We start from the raw sequence: 13,952 nt of genomic DNA, 5'->3' as shown, positions 1-13,952 counted from the left end.
GCAGGGGACCGCAGTGTGAGGAAAGAGGACGATTATAAGCTTTCAGCCGTAACCGCCCCGTACTGACCGATGGCAGGGGAGGTGGACGGTTACAACGGCTACAATCGGGCCTTCCAAACTTTCGGATGTGCGTAATGCGCGTGAATTTCCTTGCGTTTTCCATCGTTGCTGGCCTTGGCCTGGCGCAGACCGCGCACGCCGCCGAAGGCATGTGGGTGCCGCAGCAGCTGCCTGAAATTGCCGGCCCGCTGAAGCAGGCGGGTCTGAAGCTGGACCCGCAGCAGCTGGCCAACCTGACCGGCGACCCGATGGGCGCGGTGGTTGCGCTGGGCGGCTGCACCGCCAGCTTCGTTTCGCCGCAGGGCCTGGTGGTGACCAATCACCACTGCGCCTACGGCTCGATCCAGCTGAACTCCACCGCCGAGAAGAACCTGATCAAGGACGGCTTCAACGCGCCGACCCTGAAGGACGAACTGAGCGCTGGCCCGAACGCCCGCATCTACGTGCTGGACGACATCACCGACGTCACCGCACAGGCCAAGGCTGCCATCGCTGGCGCCGGCAATGACCCGCTCAAGCGCACCCAGGCACTGGAAGCCTTCGAGAAGCAGGCCATCGCCGCCTGCGAAACCGACGACGCCTACAGCTGCACCCTGTACAGCTTCTCCGGCGGCAACACCTACCGCCTGTTCAAGAACATGGAAATCAAGGACGTGCGCCTGGCCTATGCGCCCCCGGGCAGCGTCGGCAAGTTCGGCGGTGACGTCGACAACTGGATGTGGCCGCGCCACACCGGCGATTTCTCGTTCTACCGCGCCTACGTCGGCAAGGACGGCAAGCCGGCCGCATTCGCCGCCGACAACGTGCCGTACCAGCCCAAGCATTGGCTGAAGCTGGCCAACCAACCGCTGGGCGAGGGTGATTTCGTGATGGTGGCCGGTTACCCGGGCCGCACCGACCGCTATGCGCTGGTCAGCGAGTTCGAGAACACCGCCACCTGGACCTACCCGTCGATCGCCAAGGCCTACAAGGACCAGATCGCGATGGTCGAAGCGGCCAGCAAGAACAACCCGGACATTGCGGTGAAGTACGCTGCCAGCATGGCCAGCTGGAACAACACCAGCAAGAACTACGACGGCCAGCTGGATGGCTTCAAGCGCAACAACGTGCTCGGCCAGAAGCAGGCTGCGGAAACCGCGGTGCTGGAATGGCTGCGCGGCCAGGGCGCTGCCGGCAAGCCGGCGCTGGATGCGTTCGCACAGTTGCAGACGCTGGGCCAGCAGTCGCGCATGAACCAGGCGCGTGACCTCAACCTGGCCATGCTCAACCGCACCAGCACCTTGGGCACCGCCGTGCGCCTGTACCGCCTGGCCATTGAAAAGGCCAAGCCGGACGCACAGCGCGAAGAGGGTTACCAGGAACGCGACCTGCCGGCCATCGAAGGCGGCCTGAAGCAGATGGACCGCCGCTACGTGCCGGCCATGGACCGTCAGTTCCAGCAGTACTGGCTGCAGCAGTACGTGCAGCTGCCGGCTGGCCAGCATCTGTCGGCGTTCGACAAGTGGATCGGCGGCGTGGATGCCAAGGCGGTTGATGCAACGGTGGCGCGTCTGGACGGCTCCAAGCTGGGCAGCCTGGACGAGCGCCTGAAGTGGTTCGGTGCTGACAAGGCGGCGTTCGAAGCGAGCAATGATCCGGCCATCCAGTACGCCGTGGCAGTGATGCCGGCGCTGCTGGAGCTGGAGCACCAGCGCAAGCTGCGCATGGGCGAGGAACTGGTTGCACGTCCGCTGTTCCTGCAGGCCATTGCCGATTACAAGAAGACCAAGGGCGAGTTCGTTTACCCGGACGCCAACCTGTCGCTGCGTATCACCTTCGGCAACGTGAAGGGCTATACCGGTCTGGACGGCAAGGTGCAGGAAGCCTTCACCGACCTGGAAGGCATCGTTGCCAAGGAAACCGGCAAGGACCCCTTCGATTCGCCGAAGGCGCTGATCGACGCGGTCAAGGCCAAGCGTTACGGCGGCTTTGAAGACAAGCGCATCGGTAGCGTGCCGGTGAACTTCCTGTCCGACCTGGACATCACCGGCGGCAACTCCGGCTCGCCGGTGCTGGACGCGCATGGCCGCCTGGTTGGCCTGGCGTTTGACGGTATCTGGGAATCGGTCGCCAGCAACTGGGTGTTCGACCCGGTGATGACCCGCATGATCTCGGTGGACGAGCGCTACATGCGCTGGATCATGCAGGAAGTGGCGCCGGCGCCGCAGCTGCTGAAGGAAATGGACGCCGCCTCGAAGTAAGTTCGGGTTACCTGGTTCAAGTAAAAGCCCGGACGGGAAACCGTCCGGGCTTTTCTTTTGCCCCCTCCCTTTGCCGTAGGCAAGGGGAGGGTTGGGGAGGGGTAAGCTTTTGGCGGGCTGATGCAGCTGCAGGCTCGCCGTTGTAGAGCCGAGCCATGCTCGGCTGAGGCTCTACCGATGAAGCCCCTGCCGAGCATGGCTCGGCCCTACGTTTCTGCCCCCTCCCTTTCGCGCAGCGAAGCGGAGGGCTGGGGAGGGGTAAGCTTCTGGCGGGCTGATGCAGCGGCAGGCTCGCCGTTGTAGAGCCGAGCCATGCTCGGCTGAGGCTCTACCGATGAAGCCTCTACCGATGAAGCCCCTGCCGAGCATGGCTCGGCACTACAGCTCAGCGGTACGGGCCGGGCCCGCGCCACAGCAGTTCGCCGTAGCGGTAGACATACATCACGATCACGAACTGGCGCGCATCGCCGATGTCCTGCAGCTCGGGCGAGCCAGCCTGCAGCATGCGGCACTTGCTGGAGCCACGGCGCAGCGCGACCTCGGCCGGGCAGACCATCAGGTAGGTGGTGCCGGGCAGCGGGATCGACAGTTCCTTCTTGCCATCCACTTCCTTGGCACCGTCCATCCATGCGCGCAGTTTTTCCTCGCTGAGCAGGTCATAGACGATCTGGTAGCCGCCGACTTCCATGGCCGGTGCTCCGGCACTGCGGTCGACGCTTCTGCCGCTGTCATTGCCCTGACCCGCGGAGCGACCGTAATCGTCCTGCGCGGTGGTCCTGTCCAGCGAGCCGGGTGGGCGCCCAGTCCAGGTCTGCGGACGACGTGGCACTGTTTCCGACTCGCTGGTCGCCGCTGCTGGCGCGGCCGGCGTCTGGGCCAGTTCCTGGGTCTTGGTTTCTTCCTGCTCCGGCTCGCTCGGCGGTTCGATATAGCGGGCTTCCGGTACCGGCTTGCGTTCCTCGCTGCGCCGCTGCGTGGTCGGTTTGGGTTGTGAGCGCGTGGTCTTGTTGGGCTTGTCCTTTGGCGGCACCTTGCTCGTCTCAGTGGACGGCGGTGCTTCGCCGACGAAATCGACCTTGGTGCGGCCGCCTCCAGAGGAGCCCTGCGGCGAGGACACAACCGGTGGATTGGAGTACAGCAGGAGCAGCAGCATCAGCACATGCAGCACCGCCGTGACCAGCACCGCGACCCAGCGGTCGCGACGTTCATGCCAGAGCTTGAAGTTGAACTGCTTGGGAGAACTTGAGGTGCTGGTCATGCCGCGTTCTGGGGCCTTGAAGGTGCTGCCCTCGTGCGGAAGTCACGCCGTGCCACCGATAGGGAACCGGCATGGTAACGCCTGCGCCCGGCACACAACCGTGCCGTCAGTGCAGTTGCCCGCTACTGCTGCGGTCTGGTCAGGCCGGAGCGGCATACCGCGGGCACAGTTGGGTCCAGTGTCGGCCCAGGATCCGTATCGAAGGTAACCGTGGGCGGTATCGGTGCACGGCCGGGCTATGATGCCCCTCCCGCCGCCGACAGCTGGCGGGGACCCCCACCACAATGGAAACAGCTGCATGCGCATCCTGCTTGCCCGTCACGGCGAAACGCCGTGGAACGCCGAAGGCCGCTATCAGGGCCAGATCGACATTCCCCTCTCGCCGGTGGGTGAGGCCCAGGCAAAAGCCTTGGGTGAGCGGTTGGCCGATGTGCAGATCACCCGCGCCGTGGCCTCGCCGCTGAGCCGTGCGCAGGCCACCGCCAAGGCCGCATTGGGCAGCGCACGCGAATCCATGTTGCTGACCGAGCCGGATCTGCAGGAAATCGCCCACGGTGAGTGGGAAGGCCTGCTCGCCAGCGAGATCGACGAGAAAGACCCGGCACGTCTGCGCGCCTGGCGCGAGGAACCCGATACCGTGCTGATGCCCGGCGGCGAATCGCTGCGCCAGGTGCTGGACCGCAGCTGGCGCGGCCTGACTGCCGCCGCCGAAGGCCTGGGCGAAGACGACACCATGCTGGTGGTCGCGCATGACGCGGTCAACCGCGTCATTCTGTGCAGGATCCTCGGCCTGCCGATCTCCAAGCTGTGGAGCTTCCGCCAGGCACCGACCACGCTGAACCTGCTGGAAGGCCCGGATGTCGAGCACCTGGAAGTGGTACGCCTGAACGACTGCGCCCACCACACCCCGTTCTTTGGTGAAGCCAAGCATCGCGCGCTGTAATCGGGACCTCGTAATCCGCTTTTCGTAGTGCCGAGCCATGCTCGGCTGAGGCTCTACCGGTGAAGCCCTTGCCGAGCATGGCTCGGCACTACACTCCCTCCCTTTGCTGGAGTTGCTCCCTCCCATTCGCGTAGAGAAGGGGAGGGCTGGGGAGGGGTTGGTTTTACCGCTTCTGATCTTGCAGTGGCTTCGCGGTTTACGCCGCTCCCACAAATTGGCTGGGGGCTGATGGCTTGCTGGTGAAGCTCCTGCCGAGCATGGCTCGGCACTACACACAGCCCCGGCCTGACATGCCGGCAAGCTTGGCGGCTGTATCATGGGCATCATTCCCGCGCGCAACGCGCAGCCGGCTTTCAGTGCCGGCCCATGATCCCGAGAGTCTTCCGCATGTCTTCCGCCCGTCCCGCCACGCTTGAACAGTGGCTCGCCCATATCGAACAGCAGCACCCGCAAGCCATTGCAATGGGTTTGGAGCGCGTGCGCGAAGTCGCTCAGCGCATGCAGCTGGGGCGGCCGGCCGAGCACTGCATCGTGGTCGGCGGCACCAATGGCAAGGGTTCGACCGTGGCCTTCATCGAGTCCATCGCCCGCGCCGCGGAGTGGAAGGTGGGGGCCTACACCTCGCCGCATCTGCTCCGCTACAACGAGCGCGTGCGCATCGATGGCAAGGATGTGGATGACGCCAGTCTGGTAGCCGGCTTCAATGCGGTCGAAGACGCCCGCGGCGACACCGCGCTGACCTATTTCGAATACGGCACGCTGTGCGCGCTGTGGCTGTTCCAGCAGGCCGGACTGGATCTGGCGGTACTGGAGGTCGGCCTCGGTGGACGGCTGGACGCAGTCAACATCATCGACGCCGATGTGGCCGTGATCACCACTGTCGATATCGACCACGCCGATTGGCTGGGCAACGATCGCGAAGTCATTGGCGAAGAGAAGGCCGGCATCATCCGCGGCTGGAAGCCGCTGATTCTTGGCGAGATCGATCCGCCCTCCAGCGTGCTGCGTCGCGCCTACGTGCTCGGTGCCAATGCGATCCGCTTCGGCAGCGACTTCTTCGCCGAGGACATTGATGGCGAACTGTGGCGCTGGCGTGATGTCTCGTTCCGCCTGGAACTGCCGCAGCCGGCATTATGGGCGCCGATCCAGCGCAACAATGCAGCCACCGCGGTCGCTGCGCTGCGCGCCCTGGACAAGCCGGTGCCGCGCACGGCGTGGGCGCAGGGCATTGCCGATGCGCATGTCGCCGGGCGCCTACAGCGCTTCCAGCGCGGTGATGTGGAGGTGTTGCTGGATGTCGGCCACAACCCGCAGGCTGCTGCTGCGCTGGCCGCGGCATTGAAGGCCGAACCGGTGCAGGGGCGCACGCTGGCCGTGTATGCCGCGCTGGCCGACAAGGACGCCGTGGGAGTGGTCGAAGCCCTGCAGCCGCAGGTCGATGGCTGGTTCCTGGCCGGGCTGGAAGGGGCGCGCGGGCAGACTGCCGCGCACCTGCGCGAACGCCTGGCGCAGACCCATGCCGCCGAGGCCGGTTTGTCCGCCAACGTCAGCGCGGCGCTGGACGCTGCATTGGCCCAGGCCAGGCCAGGCGACCGGGTGCTGGTGTTCGGCTCCTTCCATACGGTGGCCGAAGCGCTGCCGCTACTCCGTTCAGCTGACTAAGACGCTGCTGCGCGTGCCCCGCATATAATCATCGGGGCACTCCGCCGCGCCGCGCATACGCCAATTGTGGAAACTCCTTTGAAACAGCGATTGATTGGTGCCATCGTTCTGGTGGCGCTTGCCGTGATTTTCCTGCCGATGCTGGTCAAAGGACCTGCGCCAGACAGTGGCGTACAGGACGTGCCGCTCAGCGCGCCTGCGGCACCGGTCGAAGGCCAGTTCGAGACCCGTGAACTGCCGTTGGTCGCGCCCGGCGCACCTGCAGGTGGTGCCTTGGGCATGCCCGCCGCACAGCCGGAAACCGGCGTCGCCGCCGCCGTCGAGCCGCCGGCCAATGGCCTGCCGCCGTCAGCTGCCGCCGGCAATTACGCGGTCAATTTTGGTGCCTATGGCAGCGAAGCTGACGCCGACGCAGTGATTGCACACCTGAAGAAATCCAATCTGCCGGGCTTCCGCCAGGCCGATACCATCAATGGTCGCCAGGCTTGGCGTGTGCGCATCGGCCCCTATGCCGATCGTGCCCAGGCTGAACTGGTTCGGCTGGAAGCGGGCAAGGTCCGCAACGACGTGAATGCGCAGGTGGTGGTGCTCAACGCCACTGCCGAAAACGCCGTCGCCGCACCGGCCGCTGCCGCTGCACCGGCTACCAGCAGCACGCCTGTTGCTCCCGCAAACACCGCACCGGTGCGCACCGAGGCCTTGCCGCCGGAGCCGGCCAAGCCGGTCGTGGCTGCGCCAAAACCCGCAGCGCCCAAGCCGGAAGCTCCGAAGCCTGAACCGGCCAAGCCGGTAGCGGCAGCCCCGGCCAAACCTGCCGTCACCACCCCGGCCGCGCCGGCTGCCAGCGGTGTTGGTTTCGCCGTGCAGTTGGGCGCCTTTGGCCAGGCCGCCGATGCCAATGCCCTGCGTGACCGCGCGCGTGCCGCCGGTTTCAGCGCTTTTGTCGAGCAGGTGCGCACGGATAATGGCGTGCTCAACCGTGTCCGCATCGGACCGGTGGCCAGCCGCGAGCAGGCTGAACAGCTCAAGGCGCAGGTCGCGGCCAAGGTCGGCATCGCCGGCATGGTCCGCCCGCATCCTTGATGCGGCTTCGCCTCCCTCTGATCAGTCACGCCGCATCGCGCTTCACTTGCGGGGCACGCGATGATTGATCTGGTGTTGTTGGCGCTGATCGGCGTATCAGCCCTGTTCGGGCTGATGCGCGGGCTGCTGGCAACCGTGCTCGGTGTAGTGAATTGGCTGTTGGCTGGTGCCGCCGCCTTTTACTACGGCGCGCGCGCTGCCTTGCTGCTGGCCGATCAGGGCCAGCCCAGCGCTGGCGACTATGTCGGCGGCTATCTGCTGGTATTCATCGGCGTGCTGTTGGCAGCGACGCTGGTCGGGCGCCTGCTGCGCGGCGTGGTCGATGCCACGGTGCTGCTGAAATGGCCGGATCGGATGCTCGGCCTGGCCTTGGGCGCGGTACGCGGGGTGCTGCTCGCGGTGCTGGCAGTGGTGCTGCTGGGCTTCACCTCGATGGATGAGGAACCGGGCTGGCGTCAGTCCAGCGTGGTGCCGTGGCTGCAGCCGATGGCTGACTGGCTGCGCGAAAAGCTGCCGCAGCCACCTGAATCGCCGGCAATGGCACTGATGGACTTGGGTAAGTCGGTGCTGGCAGGCGATAATGGCGGACCGAACGAAGCAGATGCGGGCAGTGGCTTGCTACCGGCGCCGTTGGCAGGGACGCGTTTTGATCCCCGCCAGCGCAGCGCAGAGCAAAGCCGAGCTGACCCGGCGGGGGCGTTGCCCTCCAACATCGATCCGGCGCAGGTGCGCCCGGGTCAACTCAAGCCGATACGGGTTGAGCCTCAGGGCCAGGCACGGCCACCTTCACGTTAACGGGCATCGCCCAGCGGAGATCGCGCAACATGTGTGGCATCGTCGGAATCGTCGGCAACCAGAACGTCGCCGGGCAGCTTTATGACGGCCTGACCGTCCTCCAACACCGTGGCCAGGATGCGGCCGGTATCGCTACCGCTGACGGCACTCGCCTACGCGTGGAAAAGGCCAACGGCCTGGTCCGTGATGTATTCGACGAGCGCCGCATGGAACTGCTGCAGGGTCGCATCGGCATCGCCCATGTGCGCTACCCGACCGCAGGCTCGGAAGGCACCGACGAGGCGCAGCCGTTCTACGTCAACTCGCCTTATGGCATTGCGCTGGCGCACAACGGCAACCTGATCAATACCGAGGCGCTGCGTCGCCAGGTGTTCGAGGCCGACCGCCGCAACATCAATACCGATTCGGACAGCGAAGTGCTGTTGAACGTGTTCGCCTACGAGCTGGACGCGCAGCGCATGCTGACCCCGGAAGCGGCGATTCGTGCCGTGGCCGGCGTGCACCGTCGCTGCAAGGGCGGCTATGCGGTGGTCAGCGTGGTGCTGGGCCTGGGCCTGGTGGCCTTCCGTGACCCGCACGGCATCCGCCCGCTGGTGCTGGGCAAGCGCAACCATGCCGAAGGCGTCGAGTACGCGGTGGCGTCCGAATCGGTGGCGCTGGACGTGCTCGGTTTCGAGCGCATGCGCGACGTGGCGCCGGGCGAAGCGGTGGTCATCACCGAGCGCGGCGAACTGTTCACCGAGATCTGCGCGACCAACACCCAGCAGACCCCGTGCATCTTCGAGTACGTGTACTTCGCACGTCCCGACTCGATGATGGACAACGTGTCGGTGCACAAGGCGCGCATGCGCATGGGCCAGAAGCTGGGCGAGAAGATCCTGCGCCTGCGTCCGGACCATGACATCGACACCATCATTCCGATCCCGGACACCTCGCGCGATGCCGCGCTGGAAATGTCCAACGTGCTCGGCGTGAAGTACCGCGAAGGCTTCGTCAAGAACCGCTATGTCGGCCGTACCTTCATCATGCCGGGCCAGGGCGAGCGGGTGAAATCCGTGCGCCGCAAGCTCAACCCCATCCATCTGGAATTCCGCAACCGCGTGGTGTTGCTGGTGGATGACTCCATCGTGCGCGGCACCACCAGCCAGCAGATCGTGCAGATGGCGCGTGATGCTGGCGCACGCAAGGTCTACCTGGCCAGCGCCGCGCCGCCGGTGCGTTTCCCGAACATCTACGGCATCGACATGCCGGCGGCCGAAGAACTGGTCGCGCACAACCGCAGCGTCGAGGAAATCGAGAAGCACCTGGGCTGTGATTGGCTGGTCTACCAGGACCTGGAAGACCTGGAAGTCGCAGTGCGTGAAGGCAACCCGGAGCTGAAGGAATTCGACTCGTCCTGCTTCAACGGCGAATACGTCACCGGCATCGAGCCGGGTTACTTCGAGCGCATCCAGCAACTGCGTTCGGACGAAGCCAAGACCCAGCGCCGCGCATAAGCATTGGGAGGGCTCATAACCCTTCTCCCGCACGCAGCGCTCAAAGCCCCTCTCCCGCACGCGGGAGAGGGGTTGGGGTGAGGGCAGAACGAAGCGGCAACGTGTGAGCACCCATGAACCCGCAACAATCGCATCACTCCACAAGTAACCACGCATTCCTGCCGCCTACCGAAGCCGCAGACTTCTCCCTGCTCGACGCTGCCTGCATCTGCATGGCCGCCGCCGATCCGCTTGAGAAAGTCGCGCTCACCCAGCACTACGCCGCGCGCTACCGCGCTGGCACATTGAAACTGCCCGCAGAAGCGCCAGAGCCCGATCCCATCCGCGCGCCGGGCCGCCCGCCGCAACTGGTGCTGGTGCACCCACGCGACCTGCCACGCCGTGGCCTTGGTTCGGTGGATGGGCGCGCCGCTTTCATCCACGCCATCGCCCATATCGAACTCAATGCCATCGACCTGGCCTGGGATGCCGTCTATCGCTTCCGCGGCCTGCCAGGCAGCTTCTACGCCGATTGGGTGAGCTGTGCCGATGATGAGTCGCGCCACTTCGTATTGCTGCGTGATCGGCTATTGGCACATGGCCATGACTACGCCGATTTCCCCGCCCATAACGGCCTGTGGGAAATGTGCGAGAAGACCGCGCACGACGGCTTGGCACGCATGGCCTTGGTGCCGCGGGTACTGGAAGCGCGCGGCCTGGATGTGACCCCGGCGATGATCAGCAAGCTGCGTTCGCTGGGTGATGCAACGACCGCCGACGTGCTGGAAGTGATCCTGCGCGAAGAGGTAGCCCACGTTGCTGCTGGCACGCGCTGGTACCACTGGTATTGCGCGCGCGCAGGTGTCGAGCCACGCAAGCGTTTCAAAGAGCTGCTGGGCGAGTACGCCGGTGGCTACCTGCGCGGCCCGTTCAATCTGGAAGCGCGCTTGTTGGCCGGTTTTGACGAAGACGAACTGGACTACCTGGTTGAGCAAGCCGGTTGAATGCCGCGTGGTGGTGAGGCCGCCTGTTGCTTGATTGGCGACGACTGCTCCGGCCGATATTGCATGCAGCAACGATGAATGATTCCCGCAACTCAGGCCGTGTCTGATTGACGGCCAGCTCGCCTGCATTCCACCATCGGCGCGGTAGATATGGCTTGCCGTATCCCACGTCTTTCACGGGCTGATGCAAGGGCATGCGCCAACATCAGGTCGAGTCACATCCCAGAGTGTTCTCGATCGGCAACGATGCAATCAAGGAGCAAACGATGAAGCAGATTCTTACGCTGGCCGCACTGGTAGTGGCATTGTCGGCGTGTAACGGACCCAAGCCTGCGGCTGATTCCAGCGCCACGGCGCCGGCTCCGGCTGCGCCTGTCGCAGCGGCTGAAGCAGTGGCTGCCAAGGATGATTTCCCGGTCATCGTGCAGGCCTCCGGCACCGAGCCGTTCTGGGGTGTACGTGTGGACGGTGCCAAGCTCGATTACAGCACCCCGGAAACCCAGGCCAGCCCGCTGCATCTGGAAGGCAGCCGCGCGCTGCAGGATGGCTTGCTGGTAGTGCAGGGCGGGGAAGGGAAGGATGCCTTCCGGCTGACCGTGCAGCGTGCCGAGTGCTCGGACGGCATGTCCGACCTGAAACACCCGTTCACCGCGGAATTCGTGCTCGGCAAGGACACCTTCAAGGGCTGCGCCCGCGACCCGTCGATACCGGTCGAGGCACCCTGATCCCACGTGTTTGTAGGAGCGGCGTCAGCTGCGAAGCCACAAAAGCAAATGCCGTCAGGCAGGTCTGCAATTGCAGGCATGCCTGGCGGTTTTTTTGCGCCAGCTTCGCGGCTCACACCGCTCTCACAAAACATATGGCCGAGCCTTGTAGGAGCGGCGTCAGCCCAATGCTTCCAACCGGAACCCATCCGCATCCACACGCAACACCGAACCCTGCTCATACCAGTCACCCAGCACGATGCGGGTGAAGCTGTGCTCGCCTGCGTTCACGGTATGGATCGCCGGGCGATGGGTGTGGCCGTGGATCATCGTGTCCACGCCATAGCGCTGGAAGGTGGCGACCACCTCGGCAGGTGCGACATCGGTGACGGTTTCAAACGTCGCCTTGTCGTCCTGCTTCATTTCCGATTGATGCGCCTGGCTGGCGGCGCGGGCCTTCTGTGCGAAGGCGACGCGTGCTTCCAGCGGCTGCGACAGGAACTGGGCGATGAAGGCCGGGTTGCGGCTCTGTGCGCGGAAGGCCTGATAGGCGACGTCATCGGTGCACAACAGGTCGCCGTGCTGCAGCAGCACTGGCTTGCCGTAGAGCTGGATCACCGAGGGATCGGGCAGGATGCGCATGCCGGCGCGCGCGGCATAGTCGTTGCCGAGCAGGAAGTCGCGGTTTCCACGGATGAAGTACACCGGCACACCAGCGTCGCTTACTTCACGCAGTGCAAGCGCGACTGCATCTGCGGCGCTGGAGGGCGTGTCGTCGCCGATCCATGCTTCAAACAGGTCGCCCAGGATGTACAGCGCCTCGGCCTGCCGCGCTTCGTCGCGCAGGAAGTCGAGGAACAGCTCAGTGATGGCTGGACGGCTGGGGTCCAGGTGCAGGTCGGAGATGAACAGCGTTGTCATGCCCGCATTGTAGAGCCTGATCAGCCAGCGAGCAGCGGCAACAGCTGCAGCGAGCCCGTACCCAGCAACACACCGATGGCGGTGGCGGCCAACACATCGCTGGGGTAATGCAGGCCCAGCACCACCCGCGACAGCGCTACGCCGACGGTGAAGGGCAGCAACAGCGGGGCCAGCCAGGGGTAGTAGGCCAGCGCCACCACGGTGAAGGACACCGCATGCAGGGTGTGGCCGGACGGGAAGCTGTACTCATCCAGCGGTGCCACCCAGGCGCGGATGCGCAGGTCGGCGGCGAAGGGGCGCGGGCGCCGGGTCCAGCGCTTGAGCAGCTTGTACAGGGTCAGTGCCAGCACGCCGGTGGCGGCCATGTGCGCGGAGGCCTGCAGGCCATCCAGACCATCGGCCAAAACCAGCGCGCCCATCAACATGTACCAGAACACGCCATCACCGAGCCGGCTGAGCACCGAGAAAAGGCGGCGGATGCCGCGACGGCGGCCATAGCGGTTTGCGCGGCGGCACCAACGGGCCTCGCGTGCGGCTATTCCTTCAGGCGGCAGCAATGGCATGGCAGCGTCTCCGGGAGGCCAGTTCGCTGAGCAGTGCTTCAAATTCGGCGACCACGTGTTCCGGGTGCAGGCGTTGCATCGCGCGACTGGCGTTCGCACCAAGCGTGGTGCGCATTTCGTCATCATTGGCCAGCTGCACGGCGGCTGCGATGAAGTTCTCATCGTTGTCCACGGCAACGCCGCTGTGCCCACTGCGCAGGTGTTCGCGGGCGGCGCCGTAGTTGAAGGCCACTGTCGCAACACCGCTGGCCATGGCCTCCAGGGTGACATTGCCAAAGGTTTCGCTGCGGCTGGCGAACAGGAACAGATCACCGCTGGCGAAGTGCCTGGCCAGTGCTTCGCCGCGCTGCACACCGCAGAAGATGAAATCCGGGTTCTGCTCGGCCAGCTTCTCGCGCATCGGGCCATCACCGACCCACACGAAACGTGCCTTCGGCCGTTGTTGCTGGATGCGGCGGAATGCCTTGATTGCCAGTCCCAGGTTTTTCTCCGCCGCGATGCGACCCACATAGATCACCGCGAAGCCTTCGCCTTCGATGCCCCAGTCGGCTCGCAGGGCGGCATCGCGTTTGTTTGGGTCGAACTGACTGCCATCCACCGCGCGTGCGAGCAGCCGCGCGCGGGAAAATCCATTGTCCAGAAGAAACTGCTGCAACTCGCGGGTGGGGACCAAGGTGGCTTCTGCCTGATTGTGAAAGCGCCGCATCCAGCGCAGTGCGGTGCCCTGTAACCAGGCTGCGCCATAGTCGGGCAGGTATTCATCAAAACGCGTGTGCAGGCCCGAGGCGACCGGGATTCCCAGCCGCCGCGCGGTGCGCATTGCCGACCAGCCCAACGGGCCCTCCGTGGCCACGTAGATCGCATCCGGGCGTTGTTGTTGCCATTGCCTGGCCAGCCGCAACGGCGCCGGCAGGCCGAAGCGCAGGCCGGGGTAGCGCGGCAGGCCGGCACCGCGCACCAGCACCTCGTGGGCGGCGGCGGTGCCATCCTGTTGCTGACGCGGCCGGACCACATCGACGTCATGGCCGCGGTTGCGCAGGCCGTGTTCCAACCCCTGCACGGTCAAGGCAACGCCATTGACCTCCGGCGGATAGGTCTCGGTGACGATCGCAAAGCGCATGGCTGGCTCCCGGTTTTTGGCGAGGATGCGCGCCGGGAATGAAGCGACTGTTACTTCCAGTTGACGACTTTGTTACCGGGACAACAAAAAAAACCACGGCCCCGAAGGGCCGTGGTTCCTGTGG

Annotated in this window: 12 protein-coding genes; 8 read left to right on the top strand and 4 right to left on the bottom strand. The window is 65.1% G+C overall.

Features of this window, described 5'->3' with window-relative positions; all coding sequences use genetic code 11:
* Positions 1-134 precede the first annotated feature (134 nt).
* Positions 135-2,300, top strand: a complete 2,166-nt coding sequence (locus ACVOLL_RS14305) for a S46 family peptidase (protein ID WP_481513499.1) — start codon at positions 135-137, stop codon at positions 2,298-2,300.
* A 385-nt stretch (positions 2,301-2,685) separates the two neighbouring features.
* On the opposite strand, the gene ACVOLL_RS14300 is transcribed toward ACVOLL_RS14305, so the two are convergent.
* Positions 2,686-3,558 (bottom strand): type II toxin-antitoxin system RelE/ParE family toxin, encoded by an 873-nt coding sequence (locus ACVOLL_RS14300; protein WP_481513498.1) that lies wholly within the window; start codon positions 3,556-3,558, stop codon positions 2,686-2,688.
* A 298-nt stretch (positions 3,559-3,856) separates the two neighbouring features.
* Here ACVOLL_RS14300 and ACVOLL_RS14295 point away from each other — a divergent pair, with 298 nt between their 5' ends.
* The 7 genes from ACVOLL_RS14295 (at position 3,857) to ACVOLL_RS14265 (ending at position 11,245) form a co-directional block, all read left to right on the top strand.
* Complete coding sequence (locus ACVOLL_RS14295; RefSeq protein ID WP_481513497.1) at positions 3,857-4,501, top strand: histidine phosphatase family protein; 645 nt, start codon at positions 3,857-3,859, stop codon at positions 4,499-4,501.
* A 387-nt stretch (positions 4,502-4,888) separates the two neighbouring features.
* Positions 4,889-6,163: a bifunctional tetrahydrofolate synthase/dihydrofolate synthase gene (folC, locus tag ACVOLL_RS14290; protein ID WP_481513496.1), complete on the top strand. Its 1,275-nt coding sequence runs from the start codon at positions 4,889-4,891 to the stop codon at positions 6,161-6,163.
* A gap of 66 nt (positions 6,164-6,229) precedes the next feature.
* On the top strand, positions 6,230-7,246 hold the full coding sequence (locus tag ACVOLL_RS14285; RefSeq protein WP_481513495.1) for an SPOR domain-containing protein: 1,017 nt from the start codon (positions 6,230-6,232) through the stop codon (positions 7,244-7,246).
* Positions 7,247-7,306: 60 nt separating this feature from the next.
* A complete protein-coding gene (locus tag ACVOLL_RS14280) occupies positions 7,307-8,041 on the top strand; it encodes a CvpA family protein (protein WP_481513494.1) in 735 nt (244 codons plus the stop codon).
* Between the two features lie 29 nt (positions 8,042-8,070).
* The gene (gene purF, locus ACVOLL_RS14275) at positions 8,071-9,537 is read left to right on the top strand and encodes an amidophosphoribosyltransferase (protein ID WP_481513493.1); all 1,467 of its coding nucleotides are present in this window, start codon (positions 8,071-8,073) and stop codon (positions 9,535-9,537) included.
* Positions 9,538-9,749: 212 nt separating this feature from the next.
* Positions 9,750-10,520, top strand: coding sequence for a ferritin-like domain-containing protein (locus ACVOLL_RS14270; protein WP_481513527.1), 771 nt, complete (start codon positions 9,750-9,752; stop codon positions 10,518-10,520).
* A gap of 266 nt (positions 10,521-10,786) precedes the next feature.
* On the top strand, positions 10,787-11,245 hold the full coding sequence (locus ACVOLL_RS14265) for a COG3650 family protein (protein ID WP_481513492.1): 459 nt from the start codon (positions 10,787-10,789) through the stop codon (positions 11,243-11,245).
* A 159-nt stretch (positions 11,246-11,404) separates the two neighbouring features.
* Here ACVOLL_RS14265 and lpxH read toward each other — a convergent pair whose 3' ends face one another.
* From lpxH to ACVOLL_RS14250, 3 genes are read right to left on the bottom strand one after another with little or no spacing between them, the layout of a single operon-like run.
* On the bottom strand, positions 11,405-12,145 hold the full coding sequence (lpxH, locus tag ACVOLL_RS14260) for a UDP-2,3-diacylglucosamine diphosphatase (protein ID WP_481513491.1): 741 nt from the start codon (positions 12,143-12,145) through the stop codon (positions 11,405-11,407).
* Between the two features lie 20 nt (positions 12,146-12,165).
* Positions 12,166-12,708 (bottom strand): phosphatase PAP2 family protein, encoded by a 543-nt coding sequence (locus ACVOLL_RS14255; protein WP_481513490.1) that lies wholly within the window; start codon positions 12,706-12,708, stop codon positions 12,166-12,168.
* On the bottom strand, positions 12,689-13,828 hold the full coding sequence (locus ACVOLL_RS14250) for a glycosyltransferase family 4 protein (protein ID WP_481513489.1): 1,140 nt from the start codon (positions 13,826-13,828) through the stop codon (positions 12,689-12,691). The genes ACVOLL_RS14255 and ACVOLL_RS14250 overlap by 20 nt, the downstream gene beginning before the upstream one ends.
* Between the last annotated feature and the right edge of the window lie 124 nt (positions 13,829-13,952).

The sequence above is a fragment of the Stenotrophomonas sp. STEN035 genome, from assembly GCF_056759935.1.
The sequence above is the reverse complement of the archived record's forward strand: the minus strand, read 5'-3'. Positions and strand labels throughout refer to the sequence as shown.

Bases quoted from the DNA above. Each gene is read 5' to 3' on its own strand.
- ACVOLL_RS14305 (WP_481513499.1), top strand. From the start codon at position 135: ATGCGCGTGAATTTCCTTGCGTTTTCCATCGTTGCTGGCCTTGGCCTG.
- ACVOLL_RS14300 (WP_481513498.1), bottom strand. From the start codon at position 3,558: ATGACCAGCACCTCAAGTTCTCCCAAGCAGTTCAACTTCAAGCTCTGG.
- ACVOLL_RS14295 (WP_481513497.1), top strand. From the start codon at position 3,857: ATGCGCATCCTGCTTGCCCGTCACGGCGAAACGCCGTGGAACGCCGAA.
- folC (WP_481513496.1), top strand. From the start codon at position 4,889: ATGTCTTCCGCCCGTCCCGCCACGCTTGAACAGTGGCTCGCCCATATC.
- ACVOLL_RS14280 (WP_481513494.1), top strand. From the start codon at position 7,307: ATGATTGATCTGGTGTTGTTGGCGCTGATCGGCGTATCAGCCCTGTTC.
- purF (WP_481513493.1), top strand. From the start codon at position 8,071: ATGTGTGGCATCGTCGGAATCGTCGGCAACCAGAACGTCGCCGGGCAG.
- ACVOLL_RS14270 (WP_481513527.1), top strand. From the start codon at position 9,750: ATGGCCGCCGCCGATCCGCTTGAGAAAGTCGCGCTCACCCAGCACTAC.
- ACVOLL_RS14265 (WP_481513492.1), top strand. From the start codon at position 10,787: ATGAAGCAGATTCTTACGCTGGCCGCACTGGTAGTGGCATTGTCGGCG.
- lpxH (WP_481513491.1), bottom strand. From the start codon at position 12,145: ATGACAACGCTGTTCATCTCCGACCTGCACCTGGACCCCAGCCGTCCA.
- ACVOLL_RS14255 (WP_481513490.1), bottom strand. From the start codon at position 12,708: ATGCCATTGCTGCCGCCTGAAGGAATAGCCGCACGCGAGGCCCGTTGG.
- ACVOLL_RS14250 (WP_481513489.1), bottom strand. From the start codon at position 13,828: ATGCGCTTTGCGATCGTCACCGAGACCTATCCGCCGGAGGTCAATGGC.